Raw genomic sequence first — 26,683 nt, forward strand, 5'->3', positions numbered from 1 at the left:
CGTCGAAACGAAAAGCACGGCGGTCGATGTGATCGAAAAGACAACATATTTGACAATCATGTTCAGGGTCCTTTGCTGGCGGGGGTGACAGACAAGACAGCACCGGGGACGTGCCATCTTGCCTGCCGGGAGACGAATGTTTTCCGCCGGAATTTCCTGTCCGCGTCGCGATACGGAACATGGCGGTCAGGCGTCAAAGCCCAAGATCGGACAATCCGGGATGATCATCGGGACGGCGTCCTTGCGGCCAATGGAACAATCGTTCCTGTTCCGTGATCGGTTTGTCATTGATCGATGCAACGCGATGACGCATCAGGCCATCTTCATCAAATTCCCAATTCTCGTTGCCATAGGCACGGAACCAGTTGCCGCTGTCATCGCGATATTCATAGGCAAAGCGCACGGCGATCCGGTTTTCATGAAACGCCCACAGCTCCTTGATCAGGCGGTATTCCATCTCCCTGGCCCATTTACGGGTCAGAAAAGCGACAATGTTTTCGCGACCGGCAAACATTTCCGAACGGTTTCGCCACTGGCTGTCTGGCGTGTAGGCCGGGGAAACCTTTTGCGGATCACGGCTGTTCCAGCCGTCTTCCGCCAGGCGGACTTTCTGTTTGGCGGTCTCGATATTAAAGGGAGGAAGCGGCGGCCGTGACATCGATCTTGTCCTTTGGTGCTGGTTTGAAAAAGGAACCCCGGTCGGTTCGGAGCGATATGCGGAGGGGGGACCACCGACCGGGGCTTTGCCGGAAGCAGGCCTGCCCTTAGGCGGCAGATGCCGTCACGACCGGGAAATCAATCGGCGTATCGAACGCCTCGTTCAGGTAATTGGTCAGGGTATTCAGCGCGACATGTGCCACGATCTCGACCAGTTCGGCCTCGCTAAACCCGGCTTCCTTGACAGCCGAAACATCAGCAGCGGAAACCTGGCCACGGTTATGAACCAGTGCCACGGCAAAGCGCACGGCGGCATTGGCCTTCGGGTCGGTCGACGCCCCGTTGCGATTGGCGGCAATTTCCGCATCGTCAAGTTTCGCAAGGTTCTTGCCAAGATAGGTATGCGCCGACAGGCAATAGTCACAGCCATTAAGCTGGGCAACCGCAAGGGCGATGCGTTCACGGGTCTGGGGATCAAGCGCGCCTTTGGCCAAGGCACCGTTGAGGCCAAGATAGCCTTCAAGGGCTGCCGGGCTGTTGGCCGTCAAACGAAACAGGTTCGGCACCGATCCGAGCAGTTTTTTCACGCCTTCAAGAAGCGGTTGGGCATTTTCCGGTGCGGCATCAATGGATGCAGGAAGCGTAATTCGCGTCATGGACTTTCTCCTTAAAAGATTTTGCGTCATCAGCTGATGAACGATATATACAGACAGGTCTGTCTACCTGTCAAATATTTTTTGGACCGGTCGTTCTGAAACGTGCAATGCTTGCATTTCTGCGCCCTTCGCGCCACAAGAAGACAGACCGGTCTGACTATTGGAGAAAAAAATTGAGATCAAAACGCGACGATCTGATCGATACGGCGCTGCGCCTGTTCTACACACAGGGCTTCAACGCCACCGGCATTGACAAAATTCTTGCCGAGTCCGGCGTCGCCAAAATGACGATGTACAAACATTTCAAATCAAAGGACGAACTGATTGTTGCCGCCCTTGAACGTCGCGATGAACAGTTCAGGGACTGGCTGACCGGTGAAATGGAAAAGGCATCGTCCGAACCGCGCGCCAAATTGCTTGCCATGTATGATGCGCTTGAAATCTGGTTTACCGGGCGCGCATTCAAGGGACTCGGTTTTGCCGGCTGTGCGTTTATCAATGCATCGGGCGAATTTTCAAAACTCGACCACCCTGCCCACCGCATTGCCGCCGATCACAAGAAAAAGATCCTCGACTATCTTGTCGAACTTTGCAGCGCGGCGGGTGCAACTGATCCGGTCGGACTTGCCGAACAGCTTGCCCTGCTTAAGGAAGGGGCGATTGTAACCGCTCAGGTGCGCGGCCTGTCTGATGCGGCCCAGATTGCCAAATCAATTGCCACCGACCTTCTGGATGCGACCATACCGGCATAAGGCAGCCTGTTGCCTTGATCCGTGCGGCCAACAAAAAACGGAGCCATCCGGCTCCGTCTTTTTGATCGGCAATGCGTAAGTCGTCAGGCGTCAAGATCGACCAGAACGACTTCACCGTTTTTCAGCTTGAGTCCAAGCTGACCGTGTTTGAGACGCAAGGCATACTGCCCGAACAATTCGCGACGCCAACCATGCATGGCCGGAACATCGGCATTGTCGTCTGCGGCAATATTTTGCAAATCATCGCCGGATGCCACCAATCGCTGGGCCACGCCCTTTTCCTCGGCGCATAGCTTGAGCAACACCTTGAGAAGCTCGACCGTCGGGCCGATGCCGGCTGGCAATTCAATGCGCTGCTTTGGTTTGGGCCACTGATCCTGTGGCAAGGCCAAAGCTGCCTTGATTGCTTCGATGATTGCCTGACCGGGCTTGGAGCTTCCGAAATTGCGGCCAACACCGCGGGTCTTGTCCAGATCGGCTTCGGTCATTGGCTGACGCGCGGCGATATCAAGCAGCGTGTCATCACGCAAAATGCGATTGCGCGGCAGGTTCTTGCGCTGGGCCTCTGTCTCGCGCCATTCGCCAAGCGCGCGGGCAACGGCCAGAAACTTCGGGCTGTTTGACCGGGTCTTGAGACGCAACCAGGCATCCGCCGGATCAATCGAATAGATCGACGGATCGGTCAGACGTTCCATTTCTTCGAAAAGCCAGACCGCCCGGCCATTGGCCTCAAGCCGTTCGTGGAAATCTTCATAGATCACGCGCAGATGCGTCACATCCGAAAGCGCATAATTGATCTGTTTCGAAGATAACGGACGACGTGACCAGTCGGTGAACCGCATGGATTTGTCGATGCTTTTGCGCGCGACCTTGTTGACCAGTGTCTCGTATCCGACCTGGTCACCATAGCCAAGCACCATGGCCGCCACCTGGGTATCAAACACCGGATGGGGCACCTTGCCCGACAAATGTACGAAAATTTCGATATCCTGACGGGCCGCGTGAAACACCTTGATCACGCTTTCATCCTGCATCAGCTCAAACAGCGGCGACAGGTCAATGCCTTCGGCAAGCGGGTCAACCGCCGCACCGTTGTCCGAATGTTCCGGACTCGCAAGCTGCACAAGACACAGTTGCGGCCAATATGTCGAGTCCCGCATGAATTCGGTATCGACTGTAACGTAATCGAACTTGCGCAAGCTATCGCACAAGCTTCGCAGTTCTTCTGTAGTTGTAATAGGTTCCATGTCGATTGCTATAACATTGCCCGGAACAATTCGCCAGTGGCTTAGACGCAGGTCAGACCACCGCATTGACGGAATGGCTGATCGCCAAAAGCCCCGCCCTAGATGATTTCATCTTCATCAAGCAGCGGATCGGATTGCAGGTGGGTTTCGATGGCGTCCATGCGTTCCTGGACTTCTGCCGGACGTTTGATTGATGCGACATGAAACAGCGCATCGCCCTGATTGACGATCGGCAAATTGGTCCTCCCGATAATCAGGCCATCCTCGCGCGCCAGAACTTCTTCGTCGGTTTGCCCGAACGGATCGGCCACCGCGGCGACAACATCACCGGCATGCACGAATTCACCTGCCAGCTTGAAGGTCCGCAAAATCCCGCCAACCGGCGCACGCAGCCAGTGACTGTTGGACGATTTGAACGATGGCACGCGCGGTGTTCGCACGGTGCGTTCCGATGTCATGCCAAGTTTGCGCATCACACGCAGCACACCTGACACACCAGCCCGGATCGACATTTCATCAAAACGAAGTCCCTCGCCTGCTTCATAAAGCAGGATCGGCACCCCGATTTCGCGCGCGGCCTGGCGCAGTGATCCTTCACGCAGCGGACTGGTCAGAATGATCGGCGCGCCAAAGGCCTCGGCATATTCCATGATCTCCGGGTCGTCTTCATTGACCCTGATCTGGGGCAAGTTAACGCGGTTAACCGCGGCCGAATGCAAATCAATCCCGAAATCGGACCGTTCGACAATTTCGTGCAGAAAAAGATGCGCCAGCTGCGCGGCAAGCGATCCGCGCGCATGGCCCGGGAAACTACGGTTAAGATCGCGACGGTCGGGCAGATAACGGGTGTGGTTCAAAAAGCCGAACGCATTGACCAGCGGCACGGCAAGCAACGTGCCGCGCATCCCCTTCAATGCCGGGGATTTCAAGACACGGCGGATCACTTCGACCCCGACAATCTCGTCACCATGCACAGCCCCGCTGACAAACAGAACCGGCCCCGGCCGTTTGCCATGCACGACATTGACGGTCAGATTGACCGGCGTGTGGTTGGACAGAAGCGAGATCGGAATATCGACAATCTTGCGCGTCCCCGGAGCAACCTTTTTCCCGCCAATTTCAAAATCAGGTGTTTTGGGGGCCTTGGGAGTTTTTTCTTTTCCCTTGGTCGATCCGGTTTCGCTCATGCCGTTATCCTTTGCCTTTGGTCCGGACTTTTCCCGGACGGTAATCTTTTTCAAGGAATTCGATAATCATCCCGGCGATATCCTTGCCGGTTGCGCCTTCGATGCCTTCAAGCCCCGGCGATGAATTGACTTCCATCACAACCGGCCCGTGGTTGGAGCGCAAAATATCGACACCACAAACATTTAGCCCCATTGCCTTGGCGGCTTCAACTGCCGTTGCACGTTCCTGGGGGGTAATACGGACCGAACGGGCCGATCCACCGCGATGGATGTTTGACCGGAAATCGCCTTCGGCACCTTTGCGTTCCATGCTGGCGATGACCTTGCCGCCGATCACGAAACAGCGGATGTCGGTATTGCCGGCTTCCTTGATGAATTCCTGAACCATGATATCAACGCTGGCGCCACGGAATGCCTCGATGACCGATTTGGCGGATTTCTCGGTCTCACCCAGAACCACACCAATGCCCTGGGTTCCTTCCAGAAGCTTGATCACCACGGGCGCGCCACCCACGATCTGCAAAACCTCGTCGGTTTTCTTCGGATCATGGGCAAAGGCCGTCACCGGAAGGCCGACACCGCGACGCGACAGAATCTGAAGCGACCGCAACTTGTCGCGCGAACGACCGATCGCAACCGACTCATTAAGTGGATAAACCCCCATCATTTCGAACTGGCGCAATACCGCCAGACCGAATGACGTCACCGACACACCGATACGCGGAATGACCGCGTCATAGCCCAGAAGTTTCTTGCCGCCGTAATAGATTTCCGGCTTGAGCGAGGTAATGTTCATCGTCACCCGCAAGGTGTTGATGATTTCAATCTCGTGCCCACGCGCTTCGGCAGCCTCGACCAACCGTTTGTGGGAGTAAAGATTTGGGTTACGCGCAAGCATCGCGATTTTCATAAAATGAACTCCCGTGGTCGGTCACAATGGCCGTGCAGACGATCAGATGTCGCATGCCCGGTCTTGGAATATTGTCAGAAAGAAAAAACGATCCTGTCGGGAATTTGTTCCGCCACATGATCGTTCTTCTGCGCATCTAACTCTGTTCGGGCTTCCCTGCAAGATAAGATTTCGATGGTTGCACCAAAAATCTTCCTGCCTTCATCGCTGTACGCCCCAAAAGCATGGGAAACCCCATGATTGACCGGTTGGCGAGCGACACTTCAACTTTCAATCTGTGATGCCCGACAACGATATGGGTCGATACAATGAACCGTTCTTCGGCATTTCCGTTCGAAGAACGAATCTCGCGAAGCTCGACCAGCGGGGCCAGGCATTGAATGCGTCCATGCCCGTCTCCGCGATAATGGGGCAACACGAACTGGACGTAATCCTGTCCGTCCCGGGTTACCTGTTTGGGATTAAGTGCATGAAGCGACGATGTCCGCGCCCCTGTATCAACCTTGGCCTTGATCAGCGGAACGTCAAGATCAGGAAGTCCGATCCATTCACGCCAGCCAAGAACATGCCCCCCCGCCACCAGGGCATCGGTATGGGATTTGAATGACGGTTTTGCTTTAAGTCGTTGTGGGCTCACATGCACAATCCGGTAATTGAAAGTGCCTTGAATATAGCCTGCAAAAGGCTGATCGGCCTATGATTTTAACAGTGCGGGCGAAATTAGTCGGCGCGATCGGTTCCCGATGCCACCTGCATTTCTTCCATCACACTGCGTACAAGCGGCAAGGTCACCGCCCGCTTTTCGGCAAGGGCACGGCGATCAATCGCGGCGACCAGATCGGTCAGTGCCACAAAGGACCGCTCGATCCGGGGCAAAATATAGCTCACGGTTTGCGGCCCGGCCTGAATTTGCCGATCGGCAAACAGTTTAAGAAGAAGACCGACCATCAAATCGTCATCGGGCGGGGAAATTTCGCAGACCAAGGCCGCACCAAGACGGGATTTGAGATCGGGCAGCCCGACATTCCAGCGCGCCGGCGGCTGTGTCGCAGTAAGCAACAAATGCCCGTCCCGTTCCTTGAGCATGTTATAAAGATGGAAACAGGCGGTTTCATCAATGCCGCCATCGGCATCTTCGATCACAAGCCCCCTGGCATCGCCCAGCAGCGCGTCGGGATCACAACCGGCAAGATCGATTGCGGCAACACTCAGTGCAGCAGACCGGGCGCGCCAGACCTCTGCCAGATGGCTTTTGCCACAGCCCCTGGGCCCATAAAGACACAATGCCGGCACCGGCCATTTCGGCCACAGATCAATCCAGGCCACCGCATCGCGGTTGCATTGCGCGACCATGAAATCATCGCGCCCCAAAGCCGGACGCAATTCAAGTGCAAGGGGCAATTGCTGCGGGCCGACATCGGGCGCGACACTGTCGCGCTCGGCCGTAAGCTCTGCCTCGGGCACCGGTTTGTCCGTGTGATGGGCCGGATTGTGTTTCGCCGGGGTCACTGTGGTCTCAATTCTCGCCGTCTTCGATCGCATCACCACGCGGGTGATCCGGTCCATGATCATATAAACGACTACTGAGATACTGCCTTAAACCGTAACGCACAAGTACGCCGATCACCGCAGCCACCGGAACGGCCAGCATCACGCCAAGCAACCCGAACACCGCACCACCGGCCAGCAAGGCAAACATCACCCAGACCGCATGCAGCCCGACCTTGTCACCGACAAGCTTCGGTGTCAGGAAATTGCCTTCAAGAATCTGGCCGATCCCGAACACCAGCGCCACCAGACCAAGATCAAGACCGAACCCGAACTGGGCAATCGCCACCCCCATGCCAACCGCAAACCCGGCGAACATCCCGAAATAGGGCACAAAGGAAACAAGACCGGTCATCAACCCGATGACAAAGCCGAATTCAAGCCCGACCAGCGTCAGGCCAAGCCCGTAAAACAGTCCCAGCAATACACAAACCGATGCCTGCCCGCGCACAAAGCCCGCCAGCGTGTCATCAATTTCACGCGCGCACTGGCGGATATCGGTGGCGGAATGCCGGGGCAGATAACTGTCGACCTTGGCAACAATCTTGTCCCAGTCCCGCAGCAAATAGAACGACACAACCGGTGTGATGAACAGCAAACTGATAAAGTTCAAAAGCGCCAGCCCGCCCGACAGCACATTGGTCAGCACATTGCCGATCCATTTCAGCGCATTGGCACTTTGTCCCTTGACCGCATCAGACACACTTTGCAGGGTCTCGGGGGCCACCCGGTCCAGCACATGCTGAAGGTAGGGCGCAACATTGGTGCGCAACGCATCGACATAGCCCGGCAACCGTTCAAGGAACCCGGCAAGCTGGCTTCCGATCATCGGAACAATCAGCAACAGCACCAGAATGAAAACCAGGAAAAACAGCACCGTGATGATGCTGGTCGCGACCGTGCGGCTGGCACCGCGCGCCTCAAGCTTGTCTGCCAGCGGATCCAGGAAATAGGCAATCGCCATCCCGGCAACAAACGGCAAAAGGATGCTTGAAAACAGCCACACCAGAAAGAAGAATCCGACAATGAAAATAAGCCAGAAACGTGCCTGTTGCCGTAATGTCATGTCCGGGTTCCCCTTTGTTGCCAGACTCCCGAAGGACGCCGATAAGACGCCCGAACCGGCCACTGACGATCAATATCGCGGACCGCCAATTCGCAGACAGTCATTATCGCGGACTGGCCGGTGTCACGGGTTTATGACCTAGCCGCCGATCGACAAGCCCTGCAAGCGGTCCGATCCGGTCGGCTGGATGAACCACAATTCACCCATCCGCGTCAGGTTCAGGTTCTGCTGGTTAAGTGCTGTCTGAAGCTGACTGGTTGACCCGACAAAGTCGAGTGACAGTTGCACTTCACGGCGCGACATCGCGACAACGCGCGAATTGCGCACCACCGGAAGACCGATCAGTTTGTCTTCGATCTTGGCCCAGTCCTGAAGCCCGGTAATCGGAATAAACACCATCAGACTGCCGCCCGTGCTGTAATTGATCAGGTTGGCCCGTTTCCAGCCATCGGCAAGCTGATCCTGAACCGCCTTGGCCGCACGGACCAGCGTTTCATTAAGCGTCTCGTCAGGCAGCGTGTTTTCCTGAACACCAAATACCTGCGGGCCGCTATTGGGATCATAGCGGGTAACCGTCACATCAACGGTTTCCGCCCCCGTCGCCCCACTGACATCGGCACTGGCGACAACGGCAACATCCGCACCATAACGTTTGGCCAATGCCGCCAGACGTTCCATTGATCCGTTTTCGGCCTGTTCGGCGGAAACGGTCCCGATATCGGTCAGATCACCAATCGGTGCCTTGATCGGCACCAGACCGGATGTGGCAACATTGCGTGCCCAGACATCGCGCCACGGGTTGGGATCATCCCACAAGGTGACATAGCCCGATGTCCGGTAAACCGGCACAATCATCACCGGCTTGGATTGCAGTTCGGCAAAGGAAATGTCGCGGAACCGCAAAAAGCGCCGCAACTCGTCATCCTTGAACCGCACGGTCATGTCCGCGATATAGCGAACCGATGACGTCTTTTCATTCGACACCCCGAAATCGCGCACCATATTGGTAATTTCCGAGCCCGCCGGCATCTGCAATCCGGCGCGATCTTCCGGCAGGGTCAAACGCGCAATCACTTCTTCGAATGCCTTGCGCTGGCCGATCTCGAGTGCCTTTTCACGGGCGGCGGCGGCTGTTTCCGCACTTTCATCAACGTGAACACCGGTCACGGTGAAAATGTCCTGCGCAAAAGCCGGAAAAGCCATCAGCGCAGAAACCGTAACAGCGCCAGCCAACATCTTGATGTTTTTCAATGAAGTAAGCACGTATGCCTCGTTGCCCTAATCGTGTCTTGTCGAATTATTTTGCAATCGCCCTTGTGGCATGTTGCACGCATTCTGGAAAGAAAACTCTGTCATGCGCAGGTGATCATTGCATATTGTCCGCGTTTGAGTATTTTCGCCCCAGCGGAAATTATCAAGCCCGCGTTTTTTATCAGTAGGACTGGCGGACATTCCTGCAACTGATTAAAGGCGTCAGTAAGGCGGATTGGTCAAACAGCAGCATATTTGCTGCGGCCCGGCCCGCAAATGCCCAGTGAACGTCGCTTGGAAGTCGGTACGTATTGATGAAAAACGCGGGTTGCCCCGCTGTTTTTTCATGCATGCGCGAAGCCAAGGATCACCAAAATGACCGCCTCCAAAGGCCTTACCTATAAGGACTCCGGTGTCGATATTGATGCCGGAAATGCCCTTGTCGATCGAATCAAACCGCTTGCAAAAGCAACCTCGCGGTCCGGTGTTTCCGGCGGGCTTGGCGGTTTTGGTGCCCTTTTTGACCTCAAAGCGGCCGGCTACAACGATCCGGTTCTGGTTTCCTGCACCGATGGTGTCGGCACCAAGCTTAAGGTCGCCTTCCTCGCCGACAAACATGACACGGTTGGCATCGATCTGGTCGCCATGAGCGTCAATGACCTGGTCGTTCAGGGTGCCGAGCCGCTTCTGTTCCTCGATTACTTTGCAACCGGCAAACTGTCGGTCGACAATGCCGCCGATGTGGTTGCCGGCATTGCCGAGGGCTGCAAACAGGCTGGCTGTGCGCTGATTGGCGGGGAAACCGCCGAAATGCCGGGCATGTATTCGGATGGCGAATATGACCTTGCCGGTTTTGCCGTCGGGGCTGCCGAACGTGGCGAACTTCTTGATGGCAGCAACGTTGCCGAAGGCGACGTGATCCTTGGTCTGGCATCAAGCGGTGTTCATTCCAACGGTTATTCGCTGGTCCGCAAGGTTGTCGACAAGGCAGGCCTTGGCTATTCCGACGAAGCCCCGTTCGCACCGGGCAAAACCGTTGGCGAGGCCCTGCTTGAACCGACCAAAATTTATGTCAAAAGCTGCCTGGCAGCGCACAAGGCCGGGATGGTCAAGGCCCTTGCCCACATTACCGGTGGCGGCCTGACCGAAAACGTTCCGCGTGTTCTTCCCGAAAACCTGACCGCTGTCTTTGATGCCAGCACCTGGGAATTCCTGCCGATCTTCAAATGGCTCGCAGCCGAGGGCGGCATTCCCGCCGTCGAAATGGCGCGGACCTTTAACTGTGGCATTGGCATGTGCGTCGTGGTTCCGGCTGACAAGGCGGATGCGGCCGAAGCATTGCTGCGTGAACATGGTGAAACCGTCAGTCAGATCGGTGTTATCGGCCCGCGCGCCGGTGATGGCCCGCAGGTCGTCATCAAGAACATGGGCCCTGCATGGGAAAAGTAAGCAAATTGAAACTCGCCGTTCTGGTCTCAGGCGGCGGGTCCAACCTGCAAGCCATCATTGATGCCTGCAATACGCCCGACTACCCGGCCGAAATCGTTCTGGTTTTCTCAAACCAGCTTGATGCAGGCGGGCTGGAACGCGGGCGCAAGGCCGATATCCGGTCCGAGGCCATCTCGCACAAAGGCTATCCGGGCGGACGCGAAGCCTATGACACCGCCGTCAGTGCCCTGATCGAAGAAAGCGGTGCGGATCTTGTGGTTCTGGCAGGCTACCTGCGACTGGTCAGTGAAAGCTTTGTCACCCGCTGGAAAGACAGGCTGATCAATATTCACCCGTCGCTTCTGCCAAGCTTCAAGGGCCTGCATGTGCATCAGGCTGCCCTGGATGCCGGGGTCAAATTTGCCGGTTGCACCGTGCATTATGTCGTCCCCGAAGTCGATAGCGGCCCGATCATTGCCCAGGCCGTTGTCCCGGTCCTTCCGGGGGATGATGCAGGTAAGCTGGCCCAGCGTATCCTCAAACAGGAACACCGCATCTATCCGCAGGTCATCCGCTGGATCGCCGAAGGCCGCGTTTCGGTTGATGACAAGGGCATCGTAACGGTTGCCGATGCCAAACCTGCCGAGTTTGCGGAAATCAATCCGGCGATTGAACCGGCTTGAAAGAACCTTTGGCGCAGATTACGCAGGCTGATTTAAGGGCGGTTTGATCCGCCCTTTTTTCATGGTGGCATCTTGCGCCCGACCGGTTTCAGACCAGATTACGCAAACGGTTTTCCATCCGTTTCCCCTGGTCCAAAGGCCCATCATGAACAAAACCATCCGCAACATCGTCCTTGGCGTCATGCTTGCAACCTTTATCGCGCCAATCGGTCTGGCGATCACTGAAAGCCACGCCCAGAACGCAAACTGGCGTGCAACCAAATGCGCACTTTATCAAACCCATCGGGATGATATCCGGGCACAAATGCCCGCAAACGCCACCAGCACTGCCTTTGACGATCAGGAAGACGAATTTGTCGCATCGGGCTGCACGGCACGCGCCTATGTCTGCCCGCAAAACCGGGCCGAACTGGAATATGCCAATCTGATGTCTGTCGTGATGATGAACGAAGGGGCCACCGGGTCGTTTCTGCCCTTTGCCTGCAAGGAAACCGGCAGATAGGACGCAGACAGGACAATGTGATCCTGTCCACACCCTTGGCCAAAGGGATGATATCCCCGGTTAATCTTACCCTTGCCCGCGCTCTACCTTGCGGATATACATTTGAAAAATCCCAAAACCCAGGAGGTAGATTTGCAGGGTAACGATTACGAACTGACCGAAACCCATGTTGCCATCTATGAAGGCTTCACCAGCTTTGTCAAATGGTCGACCATTTCGGTTATTGCCATTCTGATCCTGATGGCGATCTTCCTGCTGTGATCTGCCAAATGGCAGAACCGGAAATGTAAAAAGCTGCCGTTGACCGGCAGCTTTTTTGTTTGTTAAGGCGCTTAAATAGTATCGGTGTTATAGGTGATGACGTCAAATCCCTCTGCCGCAATTGGTGGCTGAAACGCCGCACAGATTTGATGGAACTGAGCATCACTGGCAGCAAATTGATGTTCGCCCGCCTGATTGCGGGCATGCAGGCGCTGTTTGCAGATGTCTTCTTCCAGATCAAGGAAGTGCAATTTGTGCCCTGCCCCGACCTCTTCATAAATGCCGCGCATCCAGCCACGTAACGCGCGCGTGTTGGCCGGGAAATCCAGCACGACCGAAAGACCTGACATCAGCAACATGCTGACATGCGGCCCCATGACGTCACGCAGTTTTCGCGACGCACGAACATAATCCGATACTGTGTGCATCTGATCGCCAAAAAGAACGGATAACCATTCATCTTCGGCAATCAGAACCGTTCCCGGTTTGCGCGCCAGTTCGGCGGCAAGCGTCGATTTCCCCGATGCAATTTTCCCGCATAACATATGCAGCACCGGTTGCCCTACCAATCCATGGGCCAATGCATGGGCCAATGCATGGGCCAAGGCATGGTCCGGTGACATTCGATCTTGATCTGATGTGGATAATGACATTGCGATCTCCCTGTTGGAAATGCCGGGAGACAGACACAAAAAACCCGCCTCACGCGGCGGGTGGTTTCATTTGGTCAAAATGTCACAACCCCGCCATCCTGTGAATGGCGGTAAAAATTCGTGCAGAACTGGTTACGACGTTTTCCATGGCCTGATCATGGCATGGTCACCCAATGCTGTCCAGCACGCTGCGTCGCACAAAAAGACATTAATACAAAACTTATTCACCCATAGGTTAAATATCGGTAAGATCAATCTGTTGTCCTGATACGGATCCGGACCGCACCGGATGCAAAGGGCGATTCAAACGCCCACAGCACCACAACCCTGAAATCCGAAACAATCGGACCCGCAATTGGGGAGGAAACAATGCAAGGAAGCGACTACGACGTCGAACTGGTCAAAATCCACGAAGCAGGCTGGCACCATTGGACCAAGTTCGTTTTGTGGAGCATTATCTCCATCTCTGTTTTGCTGCTGTTAATGGCAGCTTTCCTGATCGATTAACCGCGCCGTTCTGTCACACAGACACAAAAAAACGCCCCGCAATCTGCGGGGCGTTTTGATGCCGGATGAACCGGAATTCTGTATTCTAAGCTTAGCCGACGATTTCGGTCTGAGCGAAGAAGTAAGCAATTTCGATTGCAGCGTTTTCGAGCGAGTCCGAACCATGGACCGAGTTCGCTTCGATGGATTCTGCAAACTGCTTACGGATGGTGCCTTCCTCGGCGTTTGCCGGGTTGGTTGCACCCATAACTTCGCGGTAGGTCGCGACAGCGTTTTCGCCTTCCAGAACCTGGACGACGACCGGGCCGGAGACCATGAAGTCTACCAGTTCACCGAAGAACGAACGTTCTTTGTGAACTGCATAGAAACCTTCAGCCTGAGCGCGGGTCAGAGCGACGCGCTTCTGTGCGACAATGCGCAGGCCAGCTTCTTCGATGACGGCGTTGATTTTGCCGGTCAGGTTGCGGCGCGTTGCGTCCGGCTTGATGATCGAAAGAGTGCGTTCGACAGCCATTGGTTTCACCTAGCTACTTTAAAAATTTCGTTACCCCCCAAGAGGGCCTCCAAAAGGGCCTGCGGAACATAAAGGAGCCATACATAAGCACTCCCTTATCATCCACAGACCCAAAGGTTGGCGCTATATAAACGGGGTTGAAGCGCAACGCAACAGATAGTTCTACCCGCGCAATACAGACTTGCAGTAGCTGCATTGACCTCAAAACCATCACGAAAATGCGCAAAAACGCATAAAACTGCGATTTTCCCGACGGTTACTTTGTCCCCCCCCGGCCGCCAATTTCCGCCGGTTACAGTTTCAAGAAACCTTGCTTCAAATCGTACTCTGCCCTATTGAAAGCACAGAAATCCTTGCGATTCCCCCGGATCATGGCGGGAAAGACCGGGAAACCCGATACCCACGATCAAGAGAACGACCGATAAAATGCTGCAAATTACCGATCTCACCTATCGTATTGGTGGCCGTGTCATTCTTGACCAGGTTTCCCTAACCATTCCCGATGGCCACAAGGTCGGCCTGATTGGCCGCAACGGGGCGGGTAAATCCACCCTTTTGAAACTGATTTCCGGTGAACTGGCCACCGATGGCGGCGACATTCGCCTGTCCAAGCGGGCGCGCATGGGGGTTGTCTCCCAGGAAGCCCCGGCAGGCAGCCGTTCGCTGATTGAAACTGTTCTGGCTGCGGATACCGAACGCGCCAGCCTGCTTGAAGAAGCCGAAACAACCACCGATCCCCATCGCATTGCCGAAGTCCACACCCGCCTTGCCGATATTGATGCCCACACCGCCGAGGCACGGGCAGCATCGATCCTTTCGGGGCTGGGCTTTGATGCCGATGCCCAGCAACGCCCGTGCGATGATTTTTCCGGCGGCTGGCGGATGCGTGTCGCACTTGCCGCGACCCTGTTCCTGCGCCCGGATCTGCTGCTGCTGGATGAACCGACCAACCACCTTGATCTCGAAGCCACCATCTGGCTTGAAAACTATCTGATCAACTATCCCGGCACGATCATCCTGATCAGCCATGATCGTGATCTTTTGAACCGCGCGGTCAAATCGATTGCCCATCTGCATGACGGCACCGTCACGCTGTATGGCGGCAACTATGACAAGTTTGCCAAGACCCGGCGCGAACAGATGGAACTGGCTTCCAAACAATATGAAAAGCAGATCGCCCAGCAAAAACATCTGCAATCCTTCATCGACCGCTTCCGCGCGAAGGCCAGCAAGGCCAAACAGGCGCAAAGCCGTGTCAAGATGCTTGAAAAAATGGGGCCTGCGATCCCGGTCGTCGAAGACCGCAGCATTACCTTTGACTTCCCAAGCCCCAAGGAACTGCCACCGCCCCTGATCAATATCCACAATGGCGAAGTCGGCTATGAACCGGGCAAACCGGTATTGCGCAATATCAGCCTGCGCATTGATATGGACGACCGCATTGCCCTGCTTGGTGCCAACGGCAACGGTAAATCGACCCTGGCGAAATTGCTCTCGGACCGGCTTGAACTGATGGCCGGTGAAAAGACCGCCTCAAGCAAACTGCGCATCGGCTATTTTGCCCAGCATCAGACCGACGAACTGATCGGTGAACAGACCCCCTATCAGCATATGGCGGCCCTGATGCCCGATGCGATCGAAAGCAAGGTGCGCGCACAACTTGGCCGCTTTGCCTTCGAAGGGGACAAGGGCGACACCAAGGTCAAAGACCTTTCGGGTGGCGAAAAGGCACGTTTGCTGTTTGCGCTGATGACCCTTGATGCACCGCATATGCTGATCCTCGATGAACCGACCAACCATCTTGATATCGACAGCCGCGATGCGCTGAACCATGCGCTTAACGCCTATGAAGGTGCCGTGATCATCATCAGCCACGATCCCTATCTGATCGAAGCCTGTGCCGATCGTCTGGTTCTGGTGGCCGATGGTACGGTAACCGCCTTTGACGGCGACGTATCGGAATATCGCCAGTATCTTCTCGATCGTGCGCGTGCCGAACGCCGGGCCAACAAGGCCGGCGAAGACGATGCCAATGGCAAGGACGCCAAACGCGACCGCAAAGCCGAACGCCAGCAGGCCGCCGAAAAACGCAAGGCCGCCGCCCCGGTCAAACGCGCGATCGAAAAGCTCGAATCCCAGATGGAAAAATTGTCCGCGCGCAAGGCCGCAATCGAAACCGAAATGGCCGACCCCAAACTTTATGAGGCCGCCAATGGCCAGAAGCTCGGCGACCTTCAAATGGAACTGGGCAAGATCGAAAGCCAGCTTGGCGACATCGAAATGCAGTGGATGGAAAAGCAGGAAGAATACGAAACGCTTGTGGCGTAACCTTTGCACGTCACCCTCACATCCCATGCCAAACCAAAAAGACAGGCTCTATCAGCCTGTCTTTTTGTTTAATCCCGGCATTGTCTGCTGATGGCTTAATGCAGTGCTCTTGCCGCGTCACTGCCCTTTGCCTTGCGCACGCGCTTTTGCTGATACATTTTTTCATCGGCAAACCCGATCAGCGCGATCGTTTCATTGCAATCCCCGGGATAGACAGCAATCCCGATGCTGGCCCCGACCGTGATGCTAAGGGCATCAATCTCAATCGGGCGCTGGATCGATGCCGCGATTTTCTGGGCCACCCATTCGGCTTCATCGCGTCCGTTCACCGCATCGGCAATCACCGCAAATTCATCCCCGCCCAGTCGGGCAACCGTATCGCCCTGACGCACGGTATTCTTGATGCGTTCACCGACCTTGCGCAGGACCTGATCGCCGATTTCGTGACCATAACGGTCATTGACCGGTTTGAAACCATCCAGATCAATATAAAGAAGCCCGATCGAATGGCCTTCGTTTTCCGCATGACCACAAGCAACTTCAAGCCGGTCTTCAAACAGCAACCGGTTGGGCAACCCGGTCAGGGCATCATGATTGGCCTGACGCCACAATTCCTGTGCGTTTTCCATGTGGCGTGAAATGTCAAAACCCATCTCGACGAAATTGACATCCGATGTTGTCGGATCGGTAATCGCGCTGACCACGACATTGGAATAAAAGAAATCCCCGCTTTTGCGGCGGTTGCGCACTTCGCCTTCCCAGGTGCCATTGGCACGCGCCGCCATCAGTATCTCGTCGAGTGCCTCGGCATTTTCGCGCTGGGCACGCAGGAATGATAACGGCTTTCCGATTGCTTCGTTTGGCAAATATCCGGTCATCGCGGTAAAGCCCGGATTGACCTTAAGGATCGTGCCCGTGTCATCGGCGACAACCACACTGTTTTTTGATGCCCGCAAAACCTGTTCAGATAAGCGCGCGTCAAAGCTTGCAACGATCTGGTTCTGACGGGTCCAGGCATAGGCCGCACTGCCGATCGCAATCAGGAAAATGAACGCGGTCGAAACAATCGTCAACGTGTCACGTTCGGGCGACAGCAACTGTTCAAGCACATCATTGGGCAACCGCGCCCCGACATACAGGTTCAACCGGCTGCTTTTTTCCTGATCACTGCCAAAGATCACCGAGAGGGACCGATTGGAATTGCGCGCCAGAAGAAGATCGGAAACATCAAGCCGCTGGACCGAATAGAAACCGCTATCAACCCTGAAACTTTGCAATCCCAGTTGCATGCTTTCCCAGGCTTTCGGGTAACGGTCACCGATCACCGCGGGCATACCGGTCAGTTCCTCGGACCAATTTTCGCCCGGCTTGCCGCCCAGCATCCAGCCGCCATCGCCATCCAGAACAAACGGCTCTGCCCCGTCAAGTTTCAGCGACTTGACCACTTCTTCTAGTGTCGATGCCGCCCGAAGGTTCAAGACCACAACGCCATGGCGTTCCCCGAACCGGTCAAAGACCGGCGCCGACAGCCGGATAACCGGCTTGATCGGCTTTTCGATCTGGCCAAACTCCTCGTTCAGATCGACACCCGATATATAGATCGTCCCGCGCGGCGCATTGCGGGCCAGCTGGAAATAGGGTCGCTCGCTTTTGTTCTGAAGTTCGCGTCTGGGCACGGAAAACGGAATGCCGCTGCCGTAATTGACGCGCACGATTTCCATGCCATCATTGTCAAGCAGCCTGATCTGGTCATAAATCCCCCGCCGCAGCGAAAAGACCGCAAACTCGTCAGCCACCTGATCAAGACTGGCCGTTCCGGCGATCACCGCATCGATCTGCTGGCTTTCGGACAGGATCAAAAGATCGGAAACCACAATATCGATGCGTTCGCGCAATACCGATATCGATTTTTCCAGTGCATAACGCTGGTCATCGGAAATGACCTTTTCGCGCACGGCACTGCCTTCCCATGACAGCAACCCGACCACAGCCAGGAACACGGCACTCAGCGGTGCGAAACACACCAGAAATGACTTCACATGACCGAATCTGATCATCGCTTTCCCGCTGTTTGATGAACCATGTTCCAAGCCGTTTCTGGCCGGCACCGTTAAGGAAACCCTATTCATAACAATGATTTCAACAAATCATAACGCATCAACCGGCATTCGCATACCGCTTGTCGGGCTGATCACGCGATATTGTCTCCATGCCCCGGCACCCTGACGCCACAATCGCGCAATGACGATGCCGCGCATTGGCCAATCATCCTGACATGATCCTGTCAGCAGCCCCCTGCTACCTTGCCCGCATCACAACCGTTATTCATCTGGCAAGGTCCCCTCCCCATGACACTCATGACACTCACGACACCCATGACTTACGTTGAAAACCTCTGGCTCTTTTTCGTTCTGCTGTCGGGCATCATTATCGTGCCTGGCATGGACATGTTTTTTGTCATTGCCAATGCCCTGACCGGTGGGCGGCGTGCTGGGCTTTCGGCGACCGCCGGCATCATGCTGGGCGGTGTTTATCACACCCTGCTTGGCGCGATTGGCATTAGCGCCCTTCTGGCAATTGCGCCTTGGCTTTTGAATGTCATGCTGTTTGCCGGTGCGGCCTACATGATCTGGATTGGTGTGACCCTGATCAAAAGTGCGATCACGGTCGGGGCCATCCGGGCAGCCAGACCGTCTTCACTCTGGATCGCCTTTCGCCAGGGCATGATTACCTGCATGCTCAATCCCAAGGCCTATTTGTTTATTTTCGCCGTCTACCCGCAATTCATCCGTCCGCAATATGGACCACTTTGGTCACAGGCGCTGGTGATGGGGATCATGACAGCGGCGGTCCAGCTTGCGGTCTATGGCGCACTCGCACTTGCGGCGGGAACAAGCCGCACCCTGATCACCGGCAACCCGACCGCAACCATCTTTATCGGTCGCGCCGCCGGGGCATTATTTATCGGCGTCGCCCTTCTGACCGCCTGGCAAGGGGCAATGACCCTGAACTGAACTGAACTGAACTGAACTAGGCTGGGCTGGGCTGGGCTGGGCTGGGCTGAACTCAACCGGACTGGACTGAACCAAGCCGTGCCGGTCCGGACATCCCAAGCTTGCAGGCTGAACTGAAAGGCATCGGGGCCCATCCGAGTCCGTGTCCGAGTGCGGGTCAGGCTGGGATCGGGCTGAAGAGAGCAGAAGCACGCTTAAATGGGCAGAAATGGATATAAATACCCCAAACTGGCCGTCCCCCTGACGCCGCACTCCAAATCGCCGTCCCTTCCCTGCCCTGCCCCGACCGATCCAGCCGTAATCTGTCGTAAGTCATCCCGATCAGAGATAAGACAGGATGATGTCAAATGACATACAGACCGGACGACGCGATCCGGTCCGGATCACGCGGATGGCTAGAACGTAAAACACCCGCGAACCGGATTGGCCCGCGGGTGTTTTGACTATTCAGCCAGATTTAATAATCAAGCCGATTATTCGGAAATTTTAAAGACCGGAAGCACCGAACCTTCGTATTTGGTTTCGATGAACTGACGGATCGCATCATCGTGATAGGATTCAACCAGGGTTTTGACCCACGGTGCGTCCTTGTCCTGGGTGCGGGTGACGATCACGTTGGCATACGGGCTGTCATTGCCTTCGATCGCGATCGAATCCTTGATCGGGTTCAGACCGGCTTCAAGCGCGTAGTTGGTGTTGATCGCCGAGGCATCAAGATCCGCCAGCGAACGCGGCAGCTGTGCAGCGTCGAGTTCGACAAAGCGAATGTTTTTCGGGTTTTCAATCACGTCAAGCGGGCTGACAACCAGACCGACAGACGGATCAACCTTGATCAGGCCCTGTGCCTGAAGCACCAGAAGCGCACGACCGCCATTGGTCGGGTCGTTCGGGATACCGATTTCGGCACCGTCTTCAAGCTCGTCCAGGCTTTTGATCTTGTCGGAATAAATGCCCATCGGGGTCAGGATGTTGTAACCGACAACGGCCAGGTCATAGCCACGATCCTTGATCTGGTTGTCCAGATACGGCTTGTGCTGGAAGCTGTTGGCCTGAAGGTCACCATCATCAAGCGCCTGGTTCGGAATGACATAATCCGAGAAGCTGACGATTTCGATATCAAGGCCTTTGGTCGCCGCAACCTTGACGACTTCTTCCATGACTTCTTCATGCGCACCCGGGGTAACGCCGATTTTGATTTTTTCGTTGGCAAGTGCCTGACCGGTCAGGGCCGATGCCAGAACGGCCGCAGCCGTCAGTTTAAGCAGAAACCGCATTGTAAAAACTCCTTGTTTTCGCTGTTTTTTGCGGGAATTTCAAAATATGAGGGTTGCTCATATATTCCGTTTGTCGGCTTTGCGCGCCATCCAGTCGCCGGAGCTTTGGACCGCCTGCACAACCACAATCAGGGTAATCACCACAGCCGCCATCACATCGGGGCGGAACCGCTGATAGCCGTACCGAATGCCAAGATCACCAAGACCACCGGCACCAACTGCCCCGACCATCGCCGAATAGCCGATCAGGGTGACGGCAGTCAGGGTCAGACCATGAATAATGCCGGGCAAGGCTTCGGGCAGAAGCACCTTGGTCACGACCTGAACCGGGCGGGCGCCCATGGCCTGGGCAGCTTCGATCAGGCCGCTATCGACTTCGCGAATGGCGCCTTCTATGATGCGCGCGATGAACGGGATCGCCGCCACGGTCAGCGGGACAATCGCCGCAGATGTGCCGATCGAGGTGCCGACGACAAACCGGGTGAACGGAATGATCGCAACGGCCAGAATGATGAAGGGCACGGAACGGGTCGCATTGACGATCGGGCCAAAGATGCGCTGGAACCAAAGGGCTTCAAACAGCTCCCCCCGGCCGGACGTCGCCAGAAGCACGCCAAGCGGCAACCCCATCGAGGTGCCAAGCGCCAAGGCAGCCGCCACCATATAAAGGGTTTCGCCGGTTGCCTGAAGCAAGATCGGTGCGAGTGTTGAAAACATGATTAACCCTCCTGCCCGCTGGATTGGTCCCGGGATTGCGCACTATCCTGACCGGCGCGAAATTCGACGAATTCATCGGCCAGAAGCGATTTGGTGGTGTCATGGACCGGGTTGGCAAAGATGCCGTCAACCTGTCCTTCTTCGACAATCACCCCGCCATCCATCACCGCCACACGATCACAGAGCGCCTTGACCACCGCCATTTCATGGGTGATCACCACCATGGTCAGACCAAGGCGCTTGTTGATGTCTTTAAGCAGATTAAGGATCTGACGGGTGGTTTCCGGATCCAGGGCCGAGGTGACCTCGTCACACAGCAAAACCTTCGGGCTTGATGACAGCGCACGTGCAATGCCGACGCGCTGTTTCTGGCCACCGGACAGTTCGGCTGGATAACGGTCACGCTTTTCCTCAAGCCCGACCAGCGGCAACAACGGATCGACGGCGGCGGCAATCTCGGTCTTGCTGGCACCGGCCAGTTCAAGCGGCAATGCGATATTGTCATAGACCGTGCGCGACGACAGAAGATTGAAGTGCTGAAACACCATGCCCAGCTGACGCCGAAACAGCGGCAGGTCACGGTTGGAAAGCTTGGTAACGTCGGTGCCATCCACAATCACCGAACCCGAAGTCGGCGTTTCAAGCAGGTTGATGCAACGGATCAGGGTGGATTTCCCGGCACCGGAACGGCCAATGACACCAACAATCTCGCCGGCTGCGATATCAAGATCGATACCGCGCAGCGCCGTATGTTCGTCACTGCCACGTCGTGCAGGATAAGTCTTCTGGACGTTCGAGAGCCTGATCATGGACCTCAACCTTTCCGTAGATACAAAAAAACCGCCGCGGCTTCACCGAGGCGGTCGTACATACGGAGCATATACGCCCTCTCGCTTTAGCCGCATTTTTATCGCGCCCGCAAGCTGAGGAGCAAATCGGCGCGTTCGATATAACCTGTGTACCCCACTGAACGCAGTTCATCAATGGCAATGATCATGCATTTTACGCATGGCTTTTATGATCGGCAAATATACAACACTAAAATTTTGTTTAAACTCCCCACCGCCACAGCGTCACAAATGCCCGCTCTCTCCGTCTAGTTTTGGTCAACATCAATGCGGGATTGGACAGATGGCCTATGCCGACCGGATCAGCGACCTTGCCAGAACACTTGCCCAATACCCGACCGTGGTAACGGTAACGGGCAACAAGGTTGATGTACGCACCAAGGCACAGCTTTCAACACTCTCCTCGGAAACAGCGTCGCTGCAAAAACTTGCCGCCGAAGGAGACGCTGCTCTTGCCAGTGGAAAATGCCCGGATGCCGCCAACCTGTCATCGCGCCTGCAATCCGGCGCCGGTCAAATCACCGCCACCCTGTCTGCCTTTGGCGCACAGGATGCAGAACGCCTGAAATCCATGAGCATCTTCAGCAAACAGAAATTCGATGCCAGCGCCACATCACGCTATCAGGCGGAGAAACGCTTTGCCGATGAAGTCAACAGCCTGTTGACCCAGGAAGCACAGGCGGTCGCGAAATTGGAAAGTGGCACCAAGCCAGCTCCCTCACCGCAGCCCGATCCAAAACCCCAGCCGCAACCAACCCCACAACCGACACCAAAGCCGGAACCGACGCCCACACCTTCACCAATACCGTCATTACAGGACGTCATCGCATCCCTGCCCGGTTATTTGCAGATTACCATTCCAGATTCCGTTGCTGGTTACGATGCCGTCAGCCTGGCAGATGCCTGCAAAACGGCCGGTGATGCCGCAATCAAGCTTGGCGCGAAAACGCCCGCCGGAATCATTGATTACGCAACAGCGCAATTCACAGGTGGCCCGGATGTCTTTGGTCAATCCTGGGCCACCGCGATCCTGAAAGATACCGCACTTGGCACCATTGATGACCGGATTGCGGTTTTGAACAACGCGCTTTTGGCGCGGCAACTGATTGCCGACGCGATGAATGAAAGCCCATCCCACGAACCTGTCAGCCGCTGAGGATGCCATGGCAAATTACACCGTCCAGCTTACCGCCCCTGCCGGCGTTTATCCGTTTAACACGGTACGTGTCTCGCTGACCTGCGCGGGTCAACCCCAACAAATTCAGAATATGATCCTGACGCCGAATGTTGCAGTTTCACATGTATTCGATATTGCAAACGGCACATGGGACCTCGAAATTTCAGGCGCGGGTTTCGTGCCCGTCAACGAACCGAATATTGTGGTAAATGGTAATGCCCTTAATCCCAAGAATCTTGATGTAGTCTGGTATACGCTTCACACAGACCGCAATCGCGACGGTATTCTGGATGATGCTGGCCTTCTTAATCAGGTCACACCAGCGGCGATCACCTATGGCACCGCCGGTATCGGTGCAATCATTCCGGTCAACTGCAATCGTGACGGTAACAATACTGCCCGCGGATATGCAGACAACCAAGACCAGCGGGTTAACGGGAACAATGATCTTGTCACCGGCACATCCCGCCTTGAAATCCGACGCAATGCCCTTGGCCCGAATGCTGTTGCCCCCGTCGTTCCGGTGGGCTGGAGTTTATTACTCACTGTGATCGGCACCCTTGGTGAAAACCCGGCCAGGCAACATTTGCGTATTTTCAACGGCATTCTCAATAACAGCACCGAAATCATCGGCCCCGAAACGACCGATAATGTACCAATCGCAACTGCCTCGATTGGCGCGAGCAAGCTTTACGCGCTCGAAGCCGTCCGGTTTGCCGGAAACGGATTTACATCCGGACAAATTCGCATTGCCCTGCATGTAATCCAGCCGGAAGTCACGGGTATTGGCAATCCAACCTATCTGTATGCAGATCGCGTTGTCGTTGCACGCTGGATCGGCAATCATCACTTGCAAGAAGTAACCCGAATGTATGTCGCCAATGCCAACAATGCCCAGTTTCGCCTCGACCTCGGTGCGGCAGCGGCTGCAGACAATCCGGTTATTCCGGTTACAGTTGGCGCCCCGATCACCGCAACTCCGACGGCAGTACCTTATCTGAACGGAAACGTCTGGGCCCCCTATCTTGGCGGCGTGTTACCTGCCGGTGATGACCGTTGGATGCGCGACACCATTGTGTCAGGGCATTGCGCATGGCCGGGCAACGGAGCCGGTGTTGAAAACAAAGATGTCTTCATGAAAACCCACCGCTGGCGGCATTTGCAGAACTGGGTTTACGAGACCCTGATCAGCGCCAATGTCGGGGTTTCCTATCCCGCAGCCGGAAGTGCTGATGGCATTACATCAGCCAATTCAGGCGGGAATATTGCCGTAACCCCACCTGTTCAGAAAACGGTAAATGGTGCCGTCACGCCGTATCGATACGGCCGGATTTACTATGGGCATAACCGGTATCACACAGTTGATGCCAGCAGTCGCAACTTCATGGCTGCCCAGAACATGCAAGCACCGATCATTCTGGATACGGACTGGCTTGAAGTCGGGCATGTTGATGAAATGTTGACCTTCATCCCGGACAACAACCCGGCCAGTGCATTCAAGAAATGGAAACTTCTGGTGGCAAGCCCGGCGGAAGCCTATCGCCTGATGACCAATGCCCAGAGAGCACATGGTGGCGCACGCGTTCTTAACCGTGCGGTCTGGAACATCGGCACCAACAGCTTTGACTATGCAAGTTTGCAAATCCGCGAGACACAATGGGATAATGTGAATGCACGATATCATCGTGTCGGTGTGGATGTCGGGGCAACAATTAATGACTTCCTCGGAAACGGGCAGGCCCCACTTCTAAATCCGCGAAATGTGCGTGCGCGATTGCGTTACACATATCAGCAACTGCGAAACTGGAATGTAAACGGCGTCGAAGTCATCATCAATCGCAATGTTAACCTGTTGAAACAGGCGTTTGATCTTGACGATACCGACATTATCAAGGTGCCGGTCATATTCTTCCCCGAAAGTTACAATGACGGTGATTTCACCTTTGCCGACAAAGTGTCCGGCTGGACAATCGGGCGAGACAACGGGTTTAACGTCTATCCCGGAAAGCAGGGCGGTTTTCAGTGCGGGGCACTGACCGGCGATATGCCAAACATGTTCGTTGGCAATGACCGACTGATGATCCCCAAACCGTTTGGCCCGTGGATTGAGGACAATACAAATCCACATCACGGTTATGATCTCTTTGAGCGCGACCTTGACGGAAAAGTCAGGGCAATTGTTGGCGGTCCAACATGTGAATTCATTGATGACTGGGATGATTACCATGTTGCGCTTGGTGAGATTCACTGTGGCACCAATGAACTTCGTGATCGATACGATGGCCAGACGGCGTTTGGCAATGCCCGCTATGCAAACTGGTGGACGGCTGTAGATGCCTGATATCATGCCCCATGAAACAGGAGCATTCCGATGACCGCACAAAGCGACTATCAACAGGCCCTGAAGGATATCTCAGACCTGGCAACACAGGAGGCCACCCGCGTAACCGGCCGCCCGTCACCCCAGTCTGTCGAACAGGTTTTCCGTCAATACAGCGGCACCATCGCCACCCCGATGATTGACGATCTCAAAGCCGGGGTCTGGAAGAAATGGGAAAGCTGGCAGCTTGGCGGGGCAATATCGTATCTGGGAAGTTATGGTACATCGGCCGCCGTCGCGCCGCTGCGCGAGATCGAACAAAACTATCCGGTCACGGATATTCAAATACAGGCCAAAGAACTGGCCGACCTTTTGGCAACGCTTGACGTTGCTGTCTCAGAGGCAAGACAAATCCCACAAGTGCAAGATGCAATAAAAAGCGGCGATGCCGATCAAATGGCGCGGAGCATGTTGCTTGGACTTGCGCAGATCGATCCGGACTGGCCGGTGCGCGCATCGGAAATCCAGACAAAGCTTTTTGATTTGTCTGCTGACAGTTTCCCGGCAATCAATGAAATGGCAGGCGGGAAACTCAGTCAGGATGAGGTGACAAAGGCGCTGGTAGAAATCCTGTTTGAAGATTTCACATCAGGGTCGGGGACACCATAAGCACCGGAGAATAATCAGCTTTCAGCCTTCTTCTCCCACGCACCTTGCGGGGACTGTTGCCAGTAGGAAAGCTTGTGCCCGGCGTCTTTCCAGTCTTTCCAGCGGGTGCGGGCCTCGGCCACCGCGTCGTGGTCACGGTCATCAAACAGCATGATGACGCGTTCATAATCGGCAACCTTGTCGCTCATCGCCCGGTCGGTCAGAAACAGGAACTGGGCGCCATTGGGGTTTTCATCATCCGTCGTCAGCCAGACCGGCTGCATTTCCGGATCGCCATCGGATTTGGACCCGTGCGGGAGCCAGCTTGCCGGATCATAGGTCCACAGTAGCGTGTTGATCGCGTCAATGCGCTGTTCATTGCCCGTCATCACCACAGCACGTTTTTCCCGCTCCAATGTTTTGGACAGCAGGGTCGGCAAGGCACGTTCCAGCGGCAAGCTCGTGAGATGATAGAACCAGATATCAGCCATAGCCAATTCAGTAGCGCGAAAGCAAAAACGGGGCAAGATGATCA

Annotated in this window: 27 protein-coding genes; 11 read left to right on the plus strand and 16 right to left on the minus strand. The window is 55.4% G+C overall.

Annotated features, from left to right (window positions below; genetic code table 11):
* Positions 1-193: 193 nt before the first annotated feature.
* Both AUQ42_RS06150 and AUQ42_RS06155 read right to left on the minus strand, forming a co-directional pair.
* Entirely contained in the window at positions 194-658 is a 465-nt protein-coding gene (locus tag AUQ42_RS06150) for a nuclear transport factor 2 family protein (protein ID WP_068518206.1), read from the minus strand.
* A gap of 106 nt (positions 659-764) precedes the next feature.
* Entirely contained in the window at positions 765-1,313 is a 549-nt protein-coding gene (locus tag AUQ42_RS06155; protein WP_068518207.1) for a carboxymuconolactone decarboxylase family protein, read from the minus strand.
* 173 nt (positions 1,314-1,486) lie between these two features.
* Here AUQ42_RS06155 and AUQ42_RS06160 point away from each other — a divergent pair, with 173 nt between their 5' ends.
* Positions 1,487-2,065: a TetR/AcrR family transcriptional regulator gene (locus AUQ42_RS06160; RefSeq protein ID WP_068518299.1), complete on the plus strand. Its 579-nt coding sequence runs from the start codon at positions 1,487-1,489 to the stop codon at positions 2,063-2,065.
* Between the two features lie 83 nt (positions 2,066-2,148).
* Here AUQ42_RS06160 and rnd read toward each other — a convergent pair whose 3' ends face one another.
* The 7 genes from rnd to AUQ42_RS06195 form a co-directional block, all read right to left on the minus strand.
* On the minus strand, positions 2,149-3,312 hold the full coding sequence (rnd, locus tag AUQ42_RS06165; RefSeq protein WP_068518208.1) for a ribonuclease D: 1,164 nt from the start codon (positions 3,310-3,312) through the stop codon (positions 2,149-2,151).
* Positions 3,313-3,410: 98 nt separating this feature from the next.
* The gene (locus AUQ42_RS06170; RefSeq protein WP_082817758.1) at positions 3,411-4,499 is read right to left on the minus strand and encodes a succinylglutamate desuccinylase/aspartoacylase family protein; all 1,089 of its coding nucleotides are present in this window, start codon (positions 4,497-4,499) and stop codon (positions 3,411-3,413) included.
* Between the two features lie 4 nt (positions 4,500-4,503).
* Positions 4,504-5,409 carry a 30S ribosomal protein S6--L-glutamate ligase gene (gene rimK, locus AUQ42_RS06175; protein WP_068518209.1) on the minus strand — a complete coding sequence of 302 codons (906 nt, stop codon included), beginning with the start codon at positions 5,407-5,409 and terminating at the stop codon, positions 4,504-4,506.
* A 136-nt stretch (positions 5,410-5,545) separates the two neighbouring features.
* Positions 5,546-6,046, minus strand: coding sequence for a RimK/LysX family protein (locus tag AUQ42_RS06180; RefSeq protein WP_068518210.1), 501 nt, complete (start codon positions 6,044-6,046; stop codon positions 5,546-5,548).
* Positions 6,047-6,129: 83 nt separating this feature from the next.
* Complete coding sequence (locus tag AUQ42_RS06185; RefSeq protein ID WP_348656550.1) at positions 6,130-6,918, minus strand: DnaA ATPase domain-containing protein; 789 nt, start codon at positions 6,916-6,918, stop codon at positions 6,130-6,132.
* A 7-nt stretch (positions 6,919-6,925) separates the two neighbouring features.
* Positions 6,926-8,023, minus strand: a complete 1,098-nt coding sequence (locus AUQ42_RS06190; protein ID WP_068518211.1) for an AI-2E family transporter — start codon at positions 8,021-8,023, stop codon at positions 6,926-6,928.
* 138 nt (positions 8,024-8,161) lie between these two features.
* Positions 8,162-9,286 carry a DUF2066 domain-containing protein gene (locus AUQ42_RS06195; protein WP_228195827.1) on the minus strand — a complete coding sequence of 375 codons (1,125 nt, stop codon included), beginning with the start codon at positions 9,284-9,286 and terminating at the stop codon, positions 8,162-8,164.
* Between the two features lie 363 nt (positions 9,287-9,649).
* Here AUQ42_RS06195 and purM point away from each other — a divergent pair, with 363 nt between their 5' ends.
* The 4 genes from purM to AUQ42_RS15620 all read left to right on the plus strand — a co-directional run bounded on the left by purM (position 9,650) and on the right by AUQ42_RS15620 (position 12,148).
* Positions 9,650-10,723 (plus strand): phosphoribosylformylglycinamidine cyclo-ligase, encoded by a 1,074-nt coding sequence (purM, locus tag AUQ42_RS06200; protein ID WP_068518213.1) that lies wholly within the window; start codon positions 9,650-9,652, stop codon positions 10,721-10,723.
* A complete protein-coding gene (gene purN / locus AUQ42_RS06205; protein WP_068518214.1) occupies positions 10,711-11,385 on the plus strand; it encodes a phosphoribosylglycinamide formyltransferase in 675 nt (224 codons plus the stop codon). Before purM ends, purN begins: the two co-directional genes overlap by 13 nt.
* 145 nt (positions 11,386-11,530) lie before the next feature.
* Entirely contained in the window at positions 11,531-11,887 is a 357-nt protein-coding gene (locus AUQ42_RS06210; RefSeq protein ID WP_068518215.1) for a hypothetical protein, read from the plus strand.
* A 102-nt stretch (positions 11,888-11,989) separates the two neighbouring features.
* On the plus strand, positions 11,990-12,148 hold the full coding sequence (locus AUQ42_RS15620; protein WP_197460792.1) for an aa3-type cytochrome c oxidase subunit IV: 159 nt from the start codon (positions 11,990-11,992) through the stop codon (positions 12,146-12,148).
* Positions 12,149-12,219: 71 nt separating this feature from the next.
* Here AUQ42_RS15620 and AUQ42_RS06215 read toward each other — a convergent pair whose 3' ends face one another.
* Positions 12,220-12,771 (minus strand): ATP-binding protein, encoded by a 552-nt coding sequence (locus tag AUQ42_RS06215; protein WP_156480845.1) that lies wholly within the window; start codon positions 12,769-12,771, stop codon positions 12,220-12,222.
* A gap of 399 nt (positions 12,772-13,170) precedes the next feature.
* Between AUQ42_RS06215 and AUQ42_RS15780 the strand changes: the two genes are divergently transcribed.
* Positions 13,171-13,308 (plus strand): hypothetical protein, encoded by a 138-nt coding sequence (locus AUQ42_RS15780; protein WP_156480846.1) that lies wholly within the window; start codon positions 13,171-13,173, stop codon positions 13,306-13,308.
* 91 nt (positions 13,309-13,399) lie between these two features.
* Here AUQ42_RS15780 and ndk read toward each other — a convergent pair whose 3' ends face one another.
* On the minus strand, positions 13,400-13,822 hold the full coding sequence (gene ndk, locus AUQ42_RS06220; RefSeq protein ID WP_068518216.1) for a nucleoside-diphosphate kinase: 423 nt from the start codon (positions 13,820-13,822) through the stop codon (positions 13,400-13,402).
* 426 nt (positions 13,823-14,248) lie between these two features.
* Here ndk and AUQ42_RS06225 point away from each other — a divergent pair, with 426 nt between their 5' ends.
* A complete protein-coding gene (locus AUQ42_RS06225) occupies positions 14,249-16,150 on the plus strand; it encodes an ABC-F family ATP-binding cassette domain-containing protein (protein ID WP_068518217.1) in 1,902 nt (633 codons plus the stop codon).
* A 95-nt stretch (positions 16,151-16,245) separates the two neighbouring features.
* Here AUQ42_RS06225 and AUQ42_RS06230 read toward each other — a convergent pair whose 3' ends face one another.
* Positions 16,246-18,207, minus strand: coding sequence for a diguanylate cyclase domain-containing protein (locus tag AUQ42_RS06230; protein ID WP_068518218.1), 1,962 nt, complete (start codon positions 18,205-18,207; stop codon positions 16,246-16,248).
* Positions 18,208-18,525: 318 nt separating this feature from the next.
* Between AUQ42_RS06230 and AUQ42_RS06235 the strand changes: the two genes are divergently transcribed.
* Positions 18,526-19,164 (plus strand): LysE family translocator, encoded by a 639-nt coding sequence (locus AUQ42_RS06235; protein ID WP_068518219.1) that lies wholly within the window; start codon positions 18,526-18,528, stop codon positions 19,162-19,164.
* A gap of 473 nt (positions 19,165-19,637) precedes the next feature.
* Here AUQ42_RS06235 and AUQ42_RS06240 read toward each other — a convergent pair whose 3' ends face one another.
* From AUQ42_RS06240 to AUQ42_RS06250, 3 genes are read right to left on the minus strand one after another with little or no spacing between them, the layout of a single operon-like run.
* Entirely contained in the window at positions 19,638-20,438 is an 801-nt protein-coding gene (locus tag AUQ42_RS06240; RefSeq protein ID WP_101247979.1) for a MetQ/NlpA family ABC transporter substrate-binding protein, read from the minus strand.
* Positions 20,439-20,495: 57 nt separating this feature from the next.
* The gene (locus AUQ42_RS06245; protein ID WP_068518220.1) at positions 20,496-21,155 is read right to left on the minus strand and encodes a methionine ABC transporter permease; all 660 of its coding nucleotides are present in this window, start codon (positions 21,153-21,155) and stop codon (positions 20,496-20,498) included.
* A gap of 2 nt (positions 21,156-21,157) precedes the next feature.
* A complete protein-coding gene (locus AUQ42_RS06250) occupies positions 21,158-21,964 on the minus strand; it encodes a methionine ABC transporter ATP-binding protein (RefSeq protein WP_068518221.1) in 807 nt (268 codons plus the stop codon).
* A gap of 322 nt (positions 21,965-22,286) precedes the next feature.
* Here AUQ42_RS06250 and AUQ42_RS06255 point away from each other — a divergent pair, with 322 nt between their 5' ends.
* The 3 genes from AUQ42_RS06255 to AUQ42_RS06265 are packed head-to-tail and all read left to right on the plus strand — an operon-like array spanning position 22,287 to position 26,169.
* Positions 22,287-23,159, plus strand: a complete 873-nt coding sequence (locus AUQ42_RS06255) for a hypothetical protein (RefSeq protein ID WP_068518222.1) — start codon at positions 22,287-22,289, stop codon at positions 23,157-23,159.
* A gap of 7 nt (positions 23,160-23,166) precedes the next feature.
* A complete protein-coding gene (locus AUQ42_RS06260; protein WP_197460793.1) occupies positions 23,167-25,521 on the plus strand; it encodes a protein-arginine deiminase family protein in 2,355 nt (784 codons plus the stop codon).
* A 30-nt stretch (positions 25,522-25,551) separates the two neighbouring features.
* Positions 25,552-26,169, plus strand: a complete 618-nt coding sequence (locus AUQ42_RS06265) for a hypothetical protein (protein ID WP_068518224.1) — start codon at positions 25,552-25,554, stop codon at positions 26,167-26,169.
* A gap of 14 nt (positions 26,170-26,183) precedes the next feature.
* On the opposite strand, the gene AUQ42_RS06270 is transcribed toward AUQ42_RS06265, so the two are convergent.
* A complete protein-coding gene (locus AUQ42_RS06270; protein ID WP_068518225.1) occupies positions 26,184-26,639 on the minus strand; it encodes a DNA polymerase III subunit chi in 456 nt (151 codons plus the stop codon).
* Between the last annotated feature and the right edge of the window lie 44 nt (positions 26,640-26,683).

This window comes from Thalassospira sp. MCCC 1A02491, assembly GCF_001613785.1.
GTDB lineage: Bacteria > Pseudomonadota > Alphaproteobacteria > Rhodospirillales > Thalassospiraceae > Thalassospira > Thalassospira povalilytica.